This is a genomic window from Nocardia sp. NPDC005746, assembly GCF_040630785.1.
In the GTDB taxonomy this organism is placed as follows: domain Bacteria; phylum Actinomycetota; class Actinomycetes; order Mycobacteriales; family Mycobacteriaceae; genus Nocardia.
In genome coordinates, this window is record NZ_JBEXYE010000015.1 from 27470 (window position 1) to 45168 (window position 17699).

Sequence of the window (17699 nt, forward strand, 5' to 3'; positions counted from 1 at the left end):
GAGGGTTCGCGGCCCTGAGGTCTCGATTCTTCCCTCCTCTGCTCCTCCGCTTCGCTCCCCCGCCCCGTCAGTCCAGAATCGAGACGGCCGCGAACTTGCGGGCGCGCATGTCCAGGGTGTGATCCGTGGAAAATTCGCAGCCCAGTAGGCTCTGCGGCATGGCTATTCTCCCGATTCGCATTGTCGGCGACCCGGTTCTGCACCGCGCGACCACGCCGGTCACGCAGACCCCGGAAGAGCTGGCGCAGCTGATCGCGGACATGTACGAGACGATGGACGCCGCGCACGGGGTGGGTCTGGCCGCCAATCAGGTGATCATCGCCGACGAGGACGAGTTGTCGCCGCGCGTCTTCGTCTACGACTGCCCGGACGAGACCGAGGACGGCAAGACCGTCCGCCGCCGCGGCTGCGTGGTGAATCCGGTGCTGGAGACCTCCGAGATCCCCGAATCCATGCCGGATCCAGACGATGACGACGAGGGCTGCTTGTCGGTTCCCGGCGAGCAGTTCCCGACCGGCCGCGCCGACTGGGCCAAGGTCACCGGCACCGACGAGCACGGCGAGCCGGTCGAGCTGGAGGGCCACGGCTTCTTCGCCCGCATGCTGCAGCACGAGACCGGCCACCTGGACGGCTTCCTCTACGTGGACGTGCTGATCGGCCGCAATGCCCGCGCCGCGAAGAAGGCGATCAAGCGAAACGGCTGGGGCAAGCCGGGTTTGAACTGGGTCCCGGGCACCGTGCCGGACCCCTTCGGACACGACGACGACGATCTCGACGACTGATCGGTCATGACCGATTCCGAGCCCGGCCCCGACGGCGCCGGGGCGCTCCCGCCGCTCGGCAAGCGGGTAGTGGTGCGCTACCGGCTGCCCGCGGGTTATCCACAGCCGTTGACGGATGTGATCGGCGAGCTGATCGCGGCCGACCCGCTGACCGTGCGCACCGCCGACGGCCAGGTGGTGTCGGTCGCCCGGGATCAGGTGGTGGCCTGGAAACCGCTCGGCCCCAGACCCATTCGGACCAGTGAGATCCGGTCCCTGGAAGCGGCGGCCGCGGACGGCTGGCCGGGTCTGATGCGATCCTGGATCGACGGCTGGCTGCTGCGCGCCGGGGACGGCTACACCTATCGCGCGAATTCCGCGGTGCCGCTGGGCGGTACGGACGGACCGGCGCTGATGAACACCGAGACCCTGCACCGGATCGGCGAGTGGTACACCGCGCACGGCCTGCCGCTGCAACTGCAGCTGCCCGATCGGCTGGCGACCCGGCCCGCGGAGTGGCGGACCTGGCACGAGACCCGGGTGCTGGCGGTCGACATCGAGACCATGCCGCTGCCGTCGGGCCCGTCCATGGTGCGGTTCACGCCCGAACCGGACGGGGCGTGGCTGTCCATGCACCGGCATCGGGGCGGGGACACCGATATCGGCTCGAGCCCGGTGGTGGACGTGCTGACCGCGGTTCGCGACGGCGAGCTCACCTTCGCCACGCTGGGTTTGCCCGCGCCGATCGCCATCGGCCGGGCCGCGGTGACCACGGCTCCCGACGGCCGCCGCTGGGTGGGCCTGACCTGCGTCGCGGTGGCGACCGGGCATCGGCGGCACGGGCTGGGCGCGCTGGTGTGCGCGGAGATGATCCGCTGGGGCCGCACGCACGGGGCCACCCACGCCTATGTTCAGGTGTCGGACGAGAATGACGCGGCGCTGGCGTTGTACCAGGAGATGGGCTTCGTCGAGCATCACAGCTACCGGTACGCCGCGCCCTGATCGCGCGCCACCCGCTCGCGTAAGACACTAGTTCCGAAAGGTTTATCGCTGTGCGTATCGCCACCTGGAATGTGAACTCGATCCGCACCCGGCAGGATCGGGTGCTGGCGTGGCTGGACCGCGCCGATATCGATGTGCTGGCCATGCAGGAAACCAAGTGCAAGGACGAGCAGTTCCCGTTCGAGGCGTTCGAGGCCGCCGGGTACGAGGTCGCGCACGTGGGCCTGAACCAGTGGAACGGCGTGGCCATCGCCTCCCGGGTGGGCCTGGACGATGTCGAGATCCACTTCCCGGATCAGCCCGGTTTCGACAAGGACGCGGGCGAATCCCTGTTGAGCACACCGGTGGTGGAGGCCCGCGCGATCGGCGCGACCTGCGGCGGGGTGCGGGTGTGGAGCCTGTACGTGCCGAACGGCCGCGCGCTCGACGACCCGCACTACACCTACAAGCTGGAGTGGCTGGCGGCGCTGCGTTCCGCGGGCGCCAAGTGGCTGTCGGAGGATCCGGACGCGCAGATCGCGCTGGTGGGTGACTGGAATATCGCGCCGACCGATCTGGATGTGTGGTCGCCGGAGTTCTTCGAGGGCAAAACCCATGTGTCCGAACGGGAACGGGATGCCTTCGACGCGTTCGGCGAGACCGGTTTCACCGACGTGATGCGGCCCTTCCACCCGGGCCCCGGCGTCTACACCTACTGGGACTACACGCAGCTGCGCTTCCCCCGCAAGGAGGGCATGCGCATCGACTTCATCCTGGCCTCCCCCGCCCTGGCCGCGCGCGTCACCGACGCGAACGTGGACCGGGAGGAGCGAAAGGGCAAGGGCGCCAGCGATCACGCGCCCGTGACAGCCGTCCTCGCGGACTAGTTCGGCCGGGCCCGGCTTCAGACCGGCCGGGCCTTGATGGCGTCGCGGGAGATGAAGACGTCGTAGGTGCCCGGGACGGCGATGACGGCGTTGCCGTTGGTCGAGCGCACGAAAGGCCTGGTGTACCAGGTCTTGTCCTTCATGTCCTGGAAGAAGTCGGCGTCGCTGCCATTGAGGAAGATCTGGTTCTGCTTGGTGGCGACGCCGTCGAGACGCTGGCCGTAGAGCCGGGTCACCTTGTATCCGGCATTGAAGCCGAGCGCGTTCACCCACGCCTCGAGTTCCACGATATTGGCCTGCAGCACCCACATGTCGCCCTCGACCTGGTAGGTCTTGTGCTGGTCGCCGTGGCCCTCGTCGCCGTAGAGGGTGAGGTTCACATCCAGCAGGTGTTCCTGTCCCGCAACGGGTTTGACCTCGACATGCGCGGCCTTGACCTCGCCGGTGAGTCCGAGGAAGGCCTGCAGGAGCGTGGTGATCCACAGGATCACCACCGCGACGAACGCCAGACCCGCCGCGCCCATGCCGCGTCCGACCAGCACACGCCAGCCGACCGTGCGGGCTTTCAGTACGGCCGAGACCAGTAATCCGATGGCCGCGATGCCCAGCACCAACAGCACCATCTGGATCCAGCCGAAGGTAACCGGGAAGACCATGCCGTAGTTGTACCCGCTCGGCACGACACGTATCGGTGGGTCAGCAATGAAGTGTGCGTGTCATGACGGTGTGTCATCTGATCCCCCAACGAAATCCGGCCCCGCACCACGGGTGCGGGGCCGGAGCTCGAGTGCGAATCAGAAGGCCGCTTCGTCCAGCTTCATGATGTCGTTGTCGAGGTTCTCGATCACCGAGCGCGAGGCGCTGAGCAGCGGCAGCTTGTTCTTGGCGAACCAGGACGCCACGCCGACCTTGCCGGTGTAGAAGTTCTTGTCCTTCTCGGCCGCGCCCGCGTCCAGCGCCGCCTGGGCGATGGCGGCGTGCTCGAGCAGTCGCCACGCGATGACGAGATCGCCCACGGCGTACAGGAATCGGACCGAGCCGAGGCCGACCTTGTAGAGCTCGTCGACCTGCTGCTGCGAGGCCATCAGGAAGCCGGTGAGCGCGGCCGCCATGGCCTGCACGTCGGTCAGGGCCGCGCCGAGCAGTCCGCGTTCGATCTTGAACTGGTCGGGGCCGCCGTCGATGAACCGCTGGATCAGGCCCGCGACATGTCCGAGCGCCACGCCCTTGTCACGAATGATCTTGCGGAAGAAGAAGTCCTGCGCCTGGATGGCGGTGGTGCCCTCGTACAGCGAGTCGATCTTGCAGTCGCGGATGTACTGCTCGATCGGGTAGTCCTGCAGGTAGCCGGAGCCGCCGAGGGTCTGCAGCGATTCGGTCAGCGACTCGTAGGCGCGGTCGGAGCCGCAGCCCTTCACGATCGGCAGCAGCAGGTCGTTGACCCGCTCGGCCAGTTCGGCGTCGGCGCCGTAATTGGCCTGCGCCACATCGGCGTTCTGGTAGGAGGCGCAGTACATGTACAGCGCGCGCAGGCCCTCGGCGTACGCCTTCTGGGTGGCCAGCGAGCGGCGCACGTCCGGGTGGTGGGTGATGGTGACGCGCGGGGCGGCCTTGTCGGTCATCTGGGTCAGGTCCGCGCCCTGGACGCGCTGCTTGGCGTACTCGAGGGCGTTGAGGTAGCCGGTGGACAGCGCGCCGGTGGCCTTGGTGCCCACCATCATCCGCGCGTTCTCGATGACCTTGAACATCTGCGCGATGCCGTTGTGCACCCCGCCGACCAGGTAGCCGACGGCCGGGATGTCGCCGCCGAAGGTGATCTCACAGGTGGGCGAGGACTTGATGCCCATCTTGTGCTCGACGCCGGTGACCAGCGCGCCGTTCTTGGCGCCGAGTTCCATGGTCTCCGAGTCGAACAGGAAGCGCGGCACCATGAACAGCGACAGGCCCTTGGTGCCGGGTCCGGCGCCCTCGGGGCGGGCCAGCACCAGGTGGAAGATGTTGTCGGCGGTGTCGCCGACGTCGCCGCCGGAGATGAAGCGCTTCACACCCTCGACGTGCCAGGTGCCGTCGGCCTGTTCGATGGCCTTGGTGCGGCCCATGCCGACGTCGGAGCCGGCGTCGGGTTCGGTGAGCACCATGGTGCCGCCCCAGCGGTTCTCCCAGGCGTGCGCGGCCCAGCGCTTCTGCTCGTCGGTGCCCTCGTCGAAGAGGACCTTGTGCATGAGCGGGCCCATGTTGAAGAAGGAGGCCGAGTTGTTGGCGGCGACCAGCATTTCCTGGATGGCCCAGATGAGGACGTTGGGGGCGGCCACGCCGCCCATCTCCTCGGCCATGCCCAGGCCGGAGTAGCCGGCCTCGTTGACCGCGGCCACGGTCTTCTTCAGCGATTCGGGCACCGTGATGGTGTGCTGCTCGGGCAGGAACTCGACCGGGTTGCGGTCGGCGTCGGCGAAGGACTCCGCGATCGGGCCTTCCGCGAGGCGCTTGGCCTCGGCGAGCATCTCCCGCGCGGTGTCGCCGTCGAGGTCGCCGTAGGCGCCGCTGTCCAGCAGTTCCCCGATCCCCAGTACTTCGAACAAGTTGAACTCGATGTCTCGCAGGTTCGCCTTGTAATGGGACACGGAAGGGCCTCCTCGGCTGAAGTTTCGACGCGGTTCCTCAGATCAAGATCCGGGATCGACCCGAACGATTCCGTACGCCTGTCCGGTTACGCAAGCGTAGGCAGACGTCTTAACCATTCGGGCCCGCACCGACCCGGCCCGATCCCGAAAAGTTAACCGCGCCGTTATGCGCTCGAGCTGGATCTGCGTCCGTACGGCTCCTTGGCCTGCTACGGAGTGACCGTGATGGGATTCACGGGAACCCCGGCTCGCATATGTTCCACCAAAAGCCGACCGGTCATCCGACCAATTCCATGGCGGACGACAGGCCGGCTTCAGCCGATCGCTCGTCATCGCCGACATGGCCGCGCGCATCGCGGGCGGGTAGGCGGCGTCGAGCACGGCGGACCGATCGAAGCCACCGGCGACCCGCATCCACTCGGGCAGGGTGGCGATGGCCGCCGGGGTGCGGTGTCGTCGGATCAGGGGTTCATCTCGTAGGTTCCGGCCAGGGCGCGGACCTGGGTGAGGACGTTCTCGAAGCGGGCCGGGTCGGCGACCGGGCGGCGGACCAGGTCCAGGGCGCGGACCTGCTGGGCCTTGGTGGCGGTCGGCTTGGTGTGCAAGGTCAGTGCGTGCTTGCAGAATTCGCGCACGAACAGGTCGAAGAGCTGGTCGAGGACGGCCTCGTCGGCGCCCGCGATCTCGGCCTGCTCGAGGATGAGTTGCGCGTACGGGAGGGTGGTGAACAGCTCGCCGAGGCCGAAGAGGAAGTCGACGTCCTGCTGCTGTTCGGCGGTCGGCGTCGCCGCGGCCAGCAGGGTTTGGAAGGCGAGGGCCTGTTCGAGGAAGACCGCGACATTCGGGATGTGCGCGAACTTCTCGAATACCGGACGCCAGTCGGCGAAGCGGATCTTGCCCAGGCCGCTGCTCGGGCCCTGCCGGAACAGGAATTCGTCGTCGGCGGCATCGCGGCGGGTGGGCACGGGAGCGTGTGCGGCACGGGCGAATTCGGTCTTCAGCGCGGGCACGGCCTTGGCGGCCGGACCGGTGGCGCGGCGGCTGGTCCAGCTCAGCGCGCCGGACACCGCACGCACCGCGCCCTGGGGGGCGAGACCCGCGCCGGGCAGGTAGCGCAGCGCGGCCAGGCCCGCGTCGGCGGGATGGAACATGTAGTTGGGCATGAACTTCAGCGACAGCGCCATGTTCACGTGCACGGTACCCTCGAGCCGCGGCAGCCCGAACATGCCGACCATGGCCATGGGGAAGTACATGTCGTTCTCGAACCCGCGGGCGGCGATCACGTCGGCGAGGTCCTCGTAGAGCTGCTGGCCGTGACGGGTGACCGACATCTTCTCGATAGCGTTGAACAGCAGGTACCGCCGGTCGTTCTCGTCCGCGCAGCGCAGGTAGTCGATGGCGCGCTCGCTGTAGAGCTTCATGCCGATCAGGCGCGCGTAGCTGTCCGCGAGCAGCGATTTCACCTGCGGGAACTCGGTCACGCGGTGCCCGAACAGGATTCGGTTCTCGGCGTGGGTCACGGCCTCGAACATGGCGTGCTCGCAGGCCCCGACCGCGCCGAAGCCGAGGTTGAACTTGCCGACGTTGACGGTGTTCATGGCGGCGTCGAAGGCGGCGCGGCCGGTGTGCAGGATGTCGGATTCGGCGACCGGGTACTCGTCGAGATCGAAGGCGGCGACATACATCTGGGAGTCGACGACATTCTTGCGCAGCTTGTAGTTCTTGTGCCGGGAGTCGGCGGCGAAGAACAGGTAGCCGGAGTACTCCTCGTCGGTCATCTTCCGCAGGAAGTCGGACGAGTCGATGATCGGCTTGTCGGCGCGGCGGCCGAAGACCGACACCATGCCCGCGAGATTGCCGTTGCCGATGTAGTACTTGCCGCCGGTGGCGGTGTACCCGCCGCCCGGTGTCGGCTCGAGCACCATGTCGGTGGCGTAGATGTCGGCGCCGTGCTCGCGTTCGGACAGGCCGAAGGCGAAGATCTCGCCGGATTCCAGCAGTCCGGCGGCGCGGGCCTTGGCCTCGGCGTTGGCGCTCTGCCAGATCGGGCCCAGGCCCAGGATCGTCACCTGCCACACGTACCAGTACTGCATGCCGTAGAAGCCGAGGATCTTGCTCATCATGGCGATGCGGGCGGTGTCCCAGCGCTTGTGCGGGTCCCCGCCGGCCTGCGCGGCCGGGGTCAGGAAAGTCGCGAAGACCCGTTCGCGCTTGATGAAGTCGAGGAAGTCGGCGTACCAGACGCGGTCGCGGCTCTCGGCCAGCAGCCGGACCTTGCCGAACGCCTCGAAGTAGTCGACGGTGGCCCGCAGCAGTCGCCGGGTCTCCGCGTCGAATTCGGTGAATTCGCAGGTCTTCGGGTTGAACAGGGTCTGACTCATCGGTCTTCGTCTCCTCCGGCCGTGGGCTCGCCCGGCTCCTCCGGGTATTTTCATTCGTGAATGTAGCATTTTTGTTCGTAGCTGTAGGAAAGGATCGCCGGGGCCGCTGCTATCGTCGGTGCGCATGGGCACCGATTCGGCGACACGTCCACGCCAGCGCGCGCGGCATCTGGGTCCCGAACGCCGTCGCCCGCAGGTCCTCGACACCGCTCTGGAGATCGCCGTCGCCGACGGCATCGCGGCGGTCACCATCGCCGCGGTGGCCGACCGCATGCAGGTCACCCGCCCGGTCATCTACGCCTGCTTCGCCGATCGGGTCGAGCTACTCGAGGCGCTCATCCGGCGCGAGGAGGACTACCTGGTGCAGGGCGTGCTGGAGACGCTACCCCGCCGCCGGGTGGAAGCCGATGAGGCGGTGTTCGTGGAGGGCTTCCGCGCCCTGCTGCACACGGTCTCCCAACGCCCCGACACCTGGCGGCTGCTGTACGGCAATCCCGATCCGGCCGTGGCGGATTCGTTCGGCAAGGGTCGGCTGCTGGCGGTGGAACGCTGCACCCGGCGACTACGCCCGACCCTGGCGGCCTGGGGCACTGCCGATGCCGAACACAAGCTTCCGGCCCTGGTCGAGTTGTGGGTGTCGGCCGGCGAGGGCGCGGTCCGCACACTGCTGACCGAACCGGGCGATTGGAATCCCGACACTCTCGGAGAGTTCGTCGGCGCGGCGGTCTACCGCGCCCTGCGTCACGCCTGACTACGATGGAAATCGACCATCGGTCAGCGGGAGGACGCCATGACGTTCTATCGGCAGGTTGGTTCGGTGCCGCCCAAGCGGCACACGCAGCATCGAGATGAGAGCGGCCGGCTCTATTACGAAGAGCTGATGGGAGAAGAGGGCTTCTCCGGCGATTCCTCGCTGCTCTATCACCGCGGACTGCCCCCGGCCATCGTGGATTCGTCGGTGTGGGTGCTGCCGCAGCAGCGGCTGTTCCCGAATCACCCACTGCGGCACCGGCATCTGAAACTGCACGAACTGTTCCTGGGCGACAGACCGGGCGACAGCGACGTGGTGACCGGGCGGCGGCTGCTGCTCGGCAATGCCGACGTGCGCATCTCCTATGTGGCGGCGCTGCGCGAATCGGCGCTGTACCGCAATGCCATCGGCGACGAACTGGCCTATATCGAATCCGGTTCGGGGCGAGTGGAAACCGTGTTCGGCACGCTGCCGGTGCGGCAGGGTCATCAGGTGCTGTTGCCGCGCGCCACCACTCACCGCTGGGTTCCGGACGGCCCGGAACCGTTGCGCGCCTACATCATCGAGGGCTCCGGCCACATCACCCCACCGAAGCGGTATCTCTCGAAATACGGTCAGTTCCTGGAGAATTCGCCCTACTGCGAACGCGATCTCCACGGGCCGACCGAGCCGGTCGAGGTCGGCGGCGAGAATGTGGAGGTGCTGGTCAAGCACCGTCCCGCCGGTGAGATCGTCGGCACCAGCATGGTTTACGCCACCCATCCCTTCGATGTGGTGGGCTGGGACGGCTGCCTGTACCCGTTCACCTTCGATATCGCCGATTTCGAGCCGATCACCGGCCGGGTGCACCAGCCGCCGCCGGTGCATCAGGCGTTCGAGGGCCAGAACTTCGTGATCTGCGATTTCGTGCCGCGCAAGGTGGACTACCACCCGCTCTCGATCCCGGTGCCCTACTACCACTCGAACGTGGACTCCGACGAGATCATGTTCTACTGCGGCGGAAACTACGAGGCGCGCAAGGGATCCGGGATCGGTCAGGGTTCGGTGTCGGTGCATCCGGGCGGGTACGCGCACGGTCCGCAGCCGGGAGCCTACGAGGGCAGCATCGGAATCGACTTCTTCGACGAACTGGCGGTCATGGTGGACACCTTCCATCCGTTGCAGCTGGGTGAGGGCGCGCTGGCGTGCGAGGACCCGCGCTACGCGTGGACCTGGTCGGGTAAGGGGCCGTCGGAATGGATCTGAATTGAGCAGCCGGGTGCGTATCGAGGTCCTCGCGGATTCCGGTTTCGGCCTGGACCACCTGCCGTACTGCGTATTCCGGCCCTCCGGCCGGGAACCCCGGGTGGGCGCCCGGCTGGGCGACACCGTGATCGATCTGGCGGTGGCACTCGACGACCCGATGTTCCATCAGCCCAGCTTGAACGCTTTCATGACCCAGGGGCCGCGGTGCTGGCGCGAGATCCGGGAGCGGGTGCGGACCGCCGCGGAGGCGGAACTCCCCGCGGCCGCGGTGCACGAGGTGCGCGCGGTCCGCCTGGATCTGCCGATCGAGATCGGCGACTACGTCGACTTCTACGCCAGCCTCGATCACGCCACCGCCCTGGGCCGCATGCTGCGCCCGGACGGTGAACCGCTGCTGCCGAATTGGCGGCATCTGCCGGTGGGCTATCACGGCCGCGCGGGCACCGTGGTGGTGTCGGGCACCGATGTCGTCCGGCCGCACGGGCAGCGCCGGACCGACTCCGGCACACCGGATTTCGGTCCGAGTCGCCGCCTCGACATCGAGGCCGAACTGGGTTTCGTGGTGGGCGCGGGCTCGGCGCTCGGCACGCCGATCGGTACCGGCGAGTTCGCCGACCACGTTTTCGGGGTGGCTCTGGTCAACGATTGGTCGGCGCGCGATATCCAGGCATGGGAGGGTCAGCCGCTGGGCCCGTTTCTGGGCAAGTCCTTCGCAACCAGCCTGTCGGCGTGGGTGACTCCGCTCGACGCCCTCGCCGCGGCCCGCATTCCGCTGCCGCCGCAGCATCCCGAGCCGCTGCCGTATCTGCGCGATGCCGCGGCCTGGGGTCTGGACATCACGGTTCGGGTGGCCTGGAACGAGCAGCTGGTCTCCACTCCCCCGTACCGGCGCATGTACTGGTCACCGGCGCAGATGTTGGCGCACCTGACGGCGAACGGGGCCTCGACCCGCACCGGGGACCTGTTCGCGTCCGGCACGATCTCCGGCGCGGATCGCGGCGAGCGCGGGTCGCTGATGGAGATCAGCTGGGGTGGAACCGAGCCTGTCGAATTGAACGGCGTGCAGCGGACGTTCCTGCAGGACGGCGATGAGGTGGTGCTCACGGCAACCGCCCCGGCGGTCGGCGGCGGGCGGCTGGAGCTGGGCGAAGTCCGCGGGCGCATCACGAAAGCCGAGTAATAGCCAGCGCGCATGGCCATGAGCATGGTCACTGAACCTACCGGTCGGTCGATCAGGGAAAGTACCGTTCCGAAAGTTTGCGACTTTCGGAGGGCGGCGTCGATGTTGACCACTTCTGCCCGGTTCGCCATGGCGCGCCCGCGCGCCGTGCTGGTGGCCGCGCTGCTGCTGATGCTGGTGTGCGGCGGCTTCGGGGCCACCGTGAAATCGCACATGGTCGGCGGCGGATATCTGACCGGCTCGCTGGAGTCGGTGCAGGCCAACGACTTCATCACGAAGAGCTTCCCCGGCGGCAACCCGAACCTCATCGTCATGGTGAGCGGTGACGGCGGAGTCAACAGTCCGGAGGTGCGCGCGGAGGCGCAGCGCATCACCGACACGTTGAGCCACGACTCGACGGTCACCGGCGTCCAGTCCTATTGGACCAACAGCGCGGCCCGGCCCGACCTGGCCACCGCGCTGAAGAGCAAGGACGGGCAGCGCGGGCTGATCATGGCCACGGTGACCGGCACCGACACCGAGGTGCAGAACCGGGCCGCGGACCTGTCCACCGAGCTCAATGGCGACCGCGACGGCGCGCGGGTGCGGGTGGGCGGCATGGCCGGATCGTTCGCCGATATCAACCACCAGGTCGAGAAGGATCTGCTGCTGGCCGAGGCCATCGCGGTGCCGGTGTCGGCGCTGCTGCTGGTGCTGGTGTTCGGCAGCGTGATCGCGGCCCTGCTGCCGGTGGGCGTGGGGCTGTTCGCGATCGCCGCCACCCTCGGCATCCTGCGCGCCATGACCACCTTCATGGACGTGTCGATCTTCGCGCTGAACATGACCAGCGCGCTGGGCCTGGCGCTGGCCATCGACTACAGCCTGTTCATCGTCAGCCGGTACCGGGAGGAGCTGGCCAATGGGCGCGACACCCGGGCGGCGATCCTGCGGTCGGTGCAGACGGCCGGGCGGACCGTGGTGTTCTCCGGCCTGACCGTCGCGCTGGCGCTGGCGGCGCTGGCGGTGTTCCCGCAGCCGTTCTTCAAGTCCTTCGCCTATGCCGGTGTCGCCGTGGTGGTCGCGGCCGTGGGCGCGTCGGTGCTGCTGTTGCCCGCCGCGCTGATGCTGCTCGGCGATCGCGTCAATGCCTGGGATCTGCGGAAGCCGGTGCGCCGCTTGCTGGGTCGCGGTGAGCCCGCGCCGACGCAGCCGGAGGAGACCTTCTGGTACAAGCTGGTCACCGGTGTCATGCGGCGGGCGCTGCCGGTCGCCGTGGTCACCGCGGCGGTGCTGCTGGCGCTCGGATCCCCGTTCCTGAAGGCGCATTTCGGTACGCCGGACGACCGGGTGATCGGCACCTTCGCCTCCAGCCGTCAGGTCGGTGACGCGCTGCGGCACGACTTCAGCGCCGATATGGCCTCGAGTGCCGTGGTGGCACTGCCCGGATTCCACGGGGACACCAAGGAGATCGGCGCGTACGCCGCCCGCCTGTCGCAGGTGCCGGGGGTTCCGGCGGTGCTGTCCGGTGACGGCGTCTACGTGAACGGCGCGAAGATGGCTCCCGGCGTGCAGCAGATGACCGGACCCGACGGCGCGTACCTGTCGGTCGGCACCCGGATCGCCCCGTACTCCGCGGAGGGCAAGCAGCAGCTCGCCGCTCTCCGCGCGGTGCCCGCCCCCGGCGACGTCCTCTTCGGCGGCGCGGCCGCCCTGAACGAGGACACCATGGATTCGGTGATCACCCGGCTTCCCTTGGCGGGCGCGATCATCGCGATCATCACCCTGATCCTGCTGTTCCTGTTCACCGGCAGCGTGGTGCTCCCGGTGAAGGCGCTCCTGCTGAACCTGCTGTCACTGACCGCCACCTTCGGCGCCATGATCTGGGTCTTCGAGCAGGGTCACGGCGCGAGCCTGCTGGGCTTCACCTCCACCGGCAGCATCGACCTGTTCATGCCGATCCTGATGATCTGCCTGGCCTTCGGCATGTCCATGGACTACGAGGTCTTCCTGCTCTCCCGCATCCGCGAGGAGTGGCTGGCCTCCGACCGCTCGCCCGAGGCCAACACCCGTTCGGTGGCGCTGGGCGTGGCCCGCACCGGCCGCATCTTCACCGCCGCCGCGGGCCTGATGGCGGTGGTCCTGCTGGCGGTGGCCACTTCCGAGGTGGCCCCCATGAAGCTGTTCGGCATCGGCCTGGCGCTGGCCGTCGTCTCCGACGCCACCGTCATCCGCGGCCTGCTGGCCCCGGCCCTCATGCGCCTGATGTCCACCGCGAACTGGTGGGCCCCCAAACCCCTTGCCGCCCTGCACAAGCGGATCGGGCTGGAGGAGGAGCCGGGCGCGGCGGCGGCCGGCGACGAGGACCGCGAGGTCGCGCTGGCCCGCTAGCGGCGGGCGGCGCGGCCCGCGTCGACGACGGCGACGAAGTTCTCCAGGTCCGAGATCAGGATGTCGACGGATTCCGGGGCGCCGCCGTCGTCGTGGTGGTGCAGCCAATCTGCGACGAGCTCGAACATACCGCCGATGGTGGCCAGGGCCAGCGCCAGCAGCCGGGGTTCCTCATGCGGGTCGGCTTGCAGCCATTGGCGTTTCAGGAATTCTGCGGACCACCGGCGATTGGCGCGGCGCATGCCCTCGACGGCGGGCGAGATGCCGCCCGCTTCGCCGAAGGTGACCTTCGCGAGGCGGGGGTCGTCGGCGATGGCGTGGACGAAGGCCGCGAGGACGGTGGCGCGGCGGGTGGGCCAGTCGGCGTCGGCGGTCTCGACGGCCACCTCGGCGACACGTTGCTGGATGCCGGTGGTGATCTGTTCCAGCAGGGCGGTGTAACACGCCTCCTTGCTGTCGAAGTGGTCGTAGAAGCCCTTGGTGCCGACGAAGGCGTGCTGGCAGATCTGCTCGATGGAGGTGCCCGAATAGCTTTGCCGGGCAAAGAGTTCGGTGGCGGCGATGAGGAGCTGACGGCGGCGCTGGGCGCTGCGCTCGCCGGCGTCGAGGCCGCGGATGCGACGCCGGACGGGTGGCGCGCCGGTCGACGCGGCAGATTTGCTGCGGGACATACCTAAACGATAGCCAAGCACATTTCAGAAAGACATCTTGTTGGCAACCCGGGGCCGTGCTGTAATCGCTGTCGGGTCGAGGAAGGGAACGGAGACGTGGCAATCGATGCGGATCGCCGACCGCGAGGGGGGCGGCTGCTCGCGGCCGCGCTCGCGACGGCACTGACGGCCACCGCGGCCGTACTACTAGGCGGCGCGAATTCGGGAACAGCCGCCGCACAACCGCTTCCGGTCAATCAGGATCCGTTCTACGGAGCGCCGGACGGATTCGAATCGACCGCGCCGGGCACCGTGCTGCGCACACGCGAGGTGCGACTCGCGGTACTCACGGTGCTGCCCGCGCACGTGCGGTCGTGGCAGCTGCTGTACCGCACCACCGATCTGTTCGGGCAGCCGGCCGTGGCGGCCACCACCGTCGCGGTTCCCGAGGGGGCGAACACCTCTCACGGTCGCCCGCTGGTCTCGCACCAGTTCTTCTACGACAGCACCTCACCGGCCTGCGCGCCGTCCTATGTCCTGCGACAGGGTGGCGGGCTGCCCGCGGTGGAGGGCATCCACTCCACCGCCGAATACCTGGAACTCGCGGCCTCCATCAGTCAGGGCTACGCGATCAACATCCCCGACTACGAGGGGGTGGATGGGCATCTCGCGGTGGCGAAGGAACCCGGCTACATGATTCTGGACAGTGTCCGCGCCGCCGAGAGCTTCGCGCCGCTGGGCCTGGACGGCGCGAATACCCCGGTGGCACTGTGGGGTTACTCCGGCGGCGGCATGGGCAGCGGCTGGGCCGCGGAGATGCAGCCGGGGTACGCGCCGGAGCTGAACATCAAGGGCATCGCGCTCGGTGCGCCGGTCTCGGATGTCGAATCCCTCTTGCACGTCAACGGTTCCCTGTTCGCCGGCCTCATCGGCGTGGGCATCGCGTCGCTGCGCAACGCGTACCCGCGATTCGCGGAGACCACCGAGAAGTACCTGACCCCCGAGGGCCGCGCGCTCATGGACCGCACCGCGCACCAGTGCCTGGTGCGCAATGCCCTGACCCTCATGTTCACCGACTACCAACGCCTGCTGACCATCCCGATCGCGGACTACCTGGCCCTGCCGGAGATCCGCGAGGTCTTCGACGCGACCGTGCTGGGCGGCACCGCGCCGACCGCGCCGACCATGGTCTATCAGGGCGTGTACGACGAGGCCGTCCCGTGGTTCACGAACGACCGCATGGTGCGGCGCTGGTGTGACGGCGGTGCGTCGGTCTACTACAAGCGCGATCACCTCAGCGAGCACCTCACCCTGACCACGCTCGGCATGGCGGATGCCTTCAACTGGGTGAAGGCGCGCCTGGCACCGGGCGCACCCGATCCGGCAGGCTGCCGCACCGAGGACGTGGTCACCATGCTCGGCGCTCCGGACGCGCTCGCGACGCAGATCGAGATCCAGTTGAACGCCGTATTCGGCGCGCTGGGCCGGCCGATCGGGCCGCGCGAGAACTGAACGGCGGGACACCCGCTCGGAGCAGACCGAATCGTATATTCCACGGTCCCGGGGTTGCCGTGCCCCGGGGCCGGGTATGGTCGGCTCGGAAAAAGTTTGCCAACGGGGGCTCGCACCAGCGGGCTGAGAGGACGGCTAGTGGGCCGTCGACCGTATGAACCTGACCGGGTAATGCCGGCGTAGGGAGGATCTGCAATGTCATCGAGTCGTGTCTCCAGCTCGGCCGCCCCGGTCGACACCGTGACCACCGGCCCCATCCAGGGCAGCGTCAAACACTACGAGCAGGTCGAGGCCGACGGCACGACGCTGCGGGTTCCGGTGCGGCGCATCAACCTCACCAATGGCGAGCACTTCGACGTGTACGACACCTCCGGTCCGTACACCGACGACACCGCCACCATCGATCTCGAGGCGGGTCTGCCCAAGCTGCGCGACGGCTGGGACAAGCCGCGGGTCGACGGCCCACCGACCCAGCTGAACTGGGCACGCCAGGGCGTCGTCACCAGCGAGATGCACTACATCGCCGCCCGCGAAGGTGTTTCGCCCGAGCTGGTGCGCGACGAGGTGGCCGCCGGTCGCGCGGTGATCCCCGCCAACCACAAGCACCCCGAGTCCGAGCCGATGATCATCGGCAAGAAGTTCGCGGTGAAGATCAACGCGAATATCGGCAACTCGGCCGTGAGCTCCTCCATCGCCGAGGAGGTCGAGAAGATGGTGTGGGCCACCCGCTGGGGCGCCGACACCATCATGGACCTGTCCACCGGCAAGAACATTCACGAGACCCGCGAGTGGATCCTGCGCAACTCCCCGGTCCCGGTCGGCACCGTGCCGATCTACCAGGCGCTGGAGAAGGTGAACGGCGATCCCACCAAGCTCACCTGGGAGATCTACCGCGACACCGTGATCGAGCAGGCCGAGCAGGGCGTCGACTACATGACGGTGCACGCGGGCGTGCTGCTGCGCTACGTGCCGCTGGCCGCCAAGCGCGTCACCGGCATCGTGTCCCGCGGCGGGTCGATCATGGCCGCGTGGTGCCTGGCGCATCACCAGGAATCGTTCCTGTACACCAACTTCCGTGAGCTCTGCGAGATCCTGGCGAAGTACGACATCACCTTCTCCCTGGGTGACGGTCTGCGTCCGGGTTCCATCGCGGACGCCAATGACGAGGCCCAGTTCGCGGAGCTGCGCACCCTGGGTGAGCTCACCAAGATCGCGAAATCCTATGGCGTGCAGGTGATGATCGAGGGCCCCGGCCACGTGCCGATGCACAAGATCGTGGAGAACGTGCGGCTGGAGGAGGAGCTCTGCGAGGAGGCTCCGTTCTACACCCTCGGCCCGCTGGCGACCGATATCGCGCCCGCCTACGACCACATCACCTCGGCCATCGGCGCGGCCATCATCGCCCAGGCCGGTACCGCGATGCTGTGCTACGTGACCCCGAAGGAGCACCTGGGTCTGCCGAACCGCGACGACGTGAAGGTCGGCGTGATCACCTACAAGATCGCCGCCCACTCCGCCGACCTGGCCAAGCAGCACCCGCGGGCCCAGGACCGCGACAACGCGCTGTCCAAGGCGCGCTTCGAGTTCCGCTGGACCGACCAGTTCAACCTCGCGCTGGACCCCGACACCGCGCGGGAGTACCACGACGAGACCATGCCGGCCGAGCCCGCCAAGACCGCCCACTTCTGCTCCATGTGCGGTCCGAAGTTCTGCTCGATGCGCATCTCGCAGGACGTGCGCGACTACGCCGAGAAGCACGGCCTCACCGACGTGAACGCCATCGAGGCCGGAATGGCAGAGAAGTCGGCCGAATTCGCCGACGCGGGAAACAAGGTGTACCTGCCGGTCGTCTAACCGTCGAATCCGATTCGGGGCGAGTGACTTTCGAGCCGCTCGCCCCGAATCGTATTCCGGTCAGGGCCGGTTCGAGATCTGTTGGACGGCCCAGCTGTTGCCGTCCGGATCGTCGAAGAAGATGAACCCGGCATTGTTCAACGGGTCGCCCTCGGTGACCGGCCCCGGCAGCACCTGGACGTCACTGACCGCCACGCCCCGCTCGACCAGCTCGGCGTGCGCCCGCCGCACATCGTTGACCACCAATTGCAGCCCCTTGATGCTGCCCGGCTCCATCTTCGGGACCGCGCCCTCGCCGATCACGATGGAGCAGCCCGAGCCTGGCGGCGTGAGCTGGCAGATCCGGATCCCCGGTGCGGGCGCGGTGTCGTGGTCCACATGGAACCCCAGCTTGTCGGCATAGAACTCCTTGGCGCGGTCCACGTCCGACACCGGAACGATGACCACTTCGAGCGTCCAATTCATGACGGATCCTTCCGATTCGAGTGTTTCTCCCAGTAGTCGGAGCG

14 protein-coding genes and 1 riboswitch are annotated in these 17699 nt (G+C 67.9%); of the genes, 9 read left to right on the plus strand and 5 right to left on the minus strand.

From position 1 onward, the window contains the following. The first annotated feature begins 158 nt into the window (after positions 1-158). Genes ABZ412_RS25735 through ABZ412_RS25745 form a run of 3 tightly spaced genes read left to right on the plus strand, consistent with a single transcriptional unit; the run spans position 159 to position 2629 of the window. Positions 159-782: a peptide deformylase gene (locus ABZ412_RS25735; protein ID WP_357284650.1), complete on the plus strand. Its 624-nt coding sequence runs from the start codon at positions 159-161 to the stop codon at positions 780-782. A gap of 6 nt (positions 783-788) precedes the next feature. Further along, the gene (locus tag ABZ412_RS25740) at positions 789-1763 is read left to right on the plus strand and encodes a GNAT family N-acetyltransferase (protein ID WP_357284652.1); all 975 of its coding nucleotides are present in this window, start codon (positions 789-791) and stop codon (positions 1761-1763) included. A 50-nt stretch (positions 1764-1813) separates the two neighbouring features. After that, positions 1814-2629, plus strand: a complete 816-nt coding sequence (locus ABZ412_RS25745; protein WP_357284655.1) for an exodeoxyribonuclease III — start codon at positions 1814-1816, stop codon at positions 2627-2629. Positions 2630-2646: 17 nt separating this feature from the next. Here ABZ412_RS25745 and ABZ412_RS25750 read toward each other — a convergent pair whose 3' ends face one another. From ABZ412_RS25750 to ABZ412_RS25760, 3 genes are all read right to left on the minus strand, one after another. Beyond that, on the minus strand, positions 2647-3285 hold the full coding sequence (locus ABZ412_RS25750; RefSeq protein WP_357284658.1) for a hypothetical protein: 639 nt from the start codon (positions 3283-3285) through the stop codon (positions 2647-2649). A 138-nt stretch (positions 3286-3423) separates the two neighbouring features. Next, positions 3424-5250, minus strand: a complete 1827-nt coding sequence (locus ABZ412_RS25755; RefSeq protein ID WP_357284660.1) for an acyl-CoA dehydrogenase — start codon at positions 5248-5250, stop codon at positions 3424-3426. 461 nt (positions 5251-5711) lie between these two features. Beyond that, positions 5712-7631 carry an acyl-CoA dehydrogenase family protein gene (locus tag ABZ412_RS25760; RefSeq protein ID WP_357284663.1) on the minus strand — a complete coding sequence of 640 codons (1920 nt, stop codon included), beginning with the start codon at positions 7629-7631 and terminating at the stop codon, positions 5712-5714. Between the two features lie 124 nt (positions 7632-7755). Here ABZ412_RS25760 and ABZ412_RS25765 point away from each other — a divergent pair, with 124 nt between their 5' ends. The 4 genes from ABZ412_RS25765 to ABZ412_RS25780 all read left to right on the plus strand — a co-directional run bounded on the left by ABZ412_RS25765 (position 7756) and on the right by ABZ412_RS25780 (position 13174). Beyond that, a complete protein-coding gene (locus ABZ412_RS25765; protein ID WP_357284666.1) occupies positions 7756-8382 on the plus strand; it encodes a TetR family transcriptional regulator in 627 nt (208 codons plus the stop codon). A 39-nt stretch (positions 8383-8421) separates the two neighbouring features. Further along, positions 8422-9627 carry a homogentisate 1,2-dioxygenase gene (locus tag ABZ412_RS25770; protein ID WP_357284668.1) on the plus strand — a complete coding sequence of 402 codons (1206 nt, stop codon included), beginning with the start codon at positions 8422-8424 and terminating at the stop codon, positions 9625-9627. A gap of 1 nt (position 9628) precedes the next feature. Further along, entirely contained in the window at positions 9629-10807 is a 1179-nt protein-coding gene (gene fahA, locus ABZ412_RS25775; RefSeq protein WP_357284671.1) for a fumarylacetoacetase, read from the plus strand. A gap of 102 nt (positions 10808-10909) precedes the next feature. Further along, the gene (locus ABZ412_RS25780; RefSeq protein ID WP_357284674.1) at positions 10910-13174 is read left to right on the plus strand and encodes an MMPL family transporter; all 2265 of its coding nucleotides are present in this window, start codon (positions 10910-10912) and stop codon (positions 13172-13174) included. On the opposite strand, the gene ABZ412_RS25785 is transcribed toward ABZ412_RS25780, so the two are convergent. After that, entirely contained in the window at positions 13171-13845 is a 675-nt protein-coding gene (locus tag ABZ412_RS25785) for a TetR/AcrR family transcriptional regulator (RefSeq protein WP_357284677.1), read from the minus strand. The genes ABZ412_RS25780 and ABZ412_RS25785 overlap by 4 nt on opposite strands. Positions 13846-13941: 96 nt before the next feature. Between ABZ412_RS25785 and ABZ412_RS25790 the strand changes: the two genes are divergently transcribed. Both ABZ412_RS25790 and thiC read left to right on the plus strand, forming a co-directional pair. Beyond that, positions 13942-15336 (plus strand): lipase family protein, encoded by a 1395-nt coding sequence (locus tag ABZ412_RS25790; protein ID WP_357284679.1) that lies wholly within the window; start codon positions 13942-13944, stop codon positions 15334-15336. A gap of 92 nt (positions 15337-15428) precedes the next feature. Beyond that, positions 15429-15539: riboswitch (TPP riboswitch) on the plus strand. Continuing rightward, positions 15532-17190 (plus strand): phosphomethylpyrimidine synthase ThiC, encoded by a 1659-nt coding sequence (thiC, locus tag ABZ412_RS25795; protein ID WP_357284682.1) that lies wholly within the window; start codon positions 15532-15534, stop codon positions 17188-17190. It overlaps the preceding riboswitch by 8 nt. 60 nt (positions 17191-17250) lie before the next feature. Here the strand turns inward: thiC and ABZ412_RS25800 are convergent, their stop codons facing one another. Beyond that, positions 17251-17655 carry a VOC family protein gene (locus tag ABZ412_RS25800; RefSeq protein ID WP_357284685.1) on the minus strand — a complete coding sequence of 135 codons (405 nt, stop codon included), beginning with the start codon at positions 17653-17655 and terminating at the stop codon, positions 17251-17253. Positions 17656-17699 lie beyond the last annotated feature (44 nt).

Bases quoted from the DNA above. Each gene is read 5' to 3' on its own strand.
- ABZ412_RS25785 (WP_357284677.1), bottom strand. From the start codon at position 13,845: ATGTCCCGCAGCAAATCTGCCGCGTCGACCGGCGCGCCACCCGTCCGG.
- thiC (WP_357284682.1), top strand. From the start codon at position 15,532: ATGTCATCGAGTCGTGTCTCCAGCTCGGCCGCCCCGGTCGACACCGTG.
- ABZ412_RS25765 (WP_357284666.1), top strand. From the start codon at position 7,756: ATGGGCACCGATTCGGCGACACGTCCACGCCAGCGCGCGCGGCATCTG.
- ABZ412_RS25770 (WP_357284668.1), top strand. From the start codon at position 8,422: ATGACGTTCTATCGGCAGGTTGGTTCGGTGCCGCCCAAGCGGCACACG.
- ABZ412_RS25780 (WP_357284674.1), top strand. From the start codon at position 10,910: ATGTTGACCACTTCTGCCCGGTTCGCCATGGCGCGCCCGCGCGCCGTG.
- ABZ412_RS25740 (WP_357284652.1), top strand. From the start codon at position 789: ATGACCGATTCCGAGCCCGGCCCCGACGGCGCCGGGGCGCTCCCGCCG.
- ABZ412_RS25800 (WP_357284685.1), bottom strand. From the start codon at position 17,655: ATGAATTGGACGCTCGAAGTGGTCATCGTTCCGGTGTCGGACGTGGAC.
- ABZ412_RS25760 (WP_357284663.1), bottom strand. From the start codon at position 7,631: ATGAGTCAGACCCTGTTCAACCCGAAGACCTGCGAATTCACCGAATTC.
- ABZ412_RS25750 (WP_357284658.1), bottom strand. From the start codon at position 3,285: ATGGTCTTCCCGGTTACCTTCGGCTGGATCCAGATGGTGCTGTTGGTG.
- ABZ412_RS25735 (WP_357284650.1), top strand. From the start codon at position 159: ATGGCTATTCTCCCGATTCGCATTGTCGGCGACCCGGTTCTGCACCGC.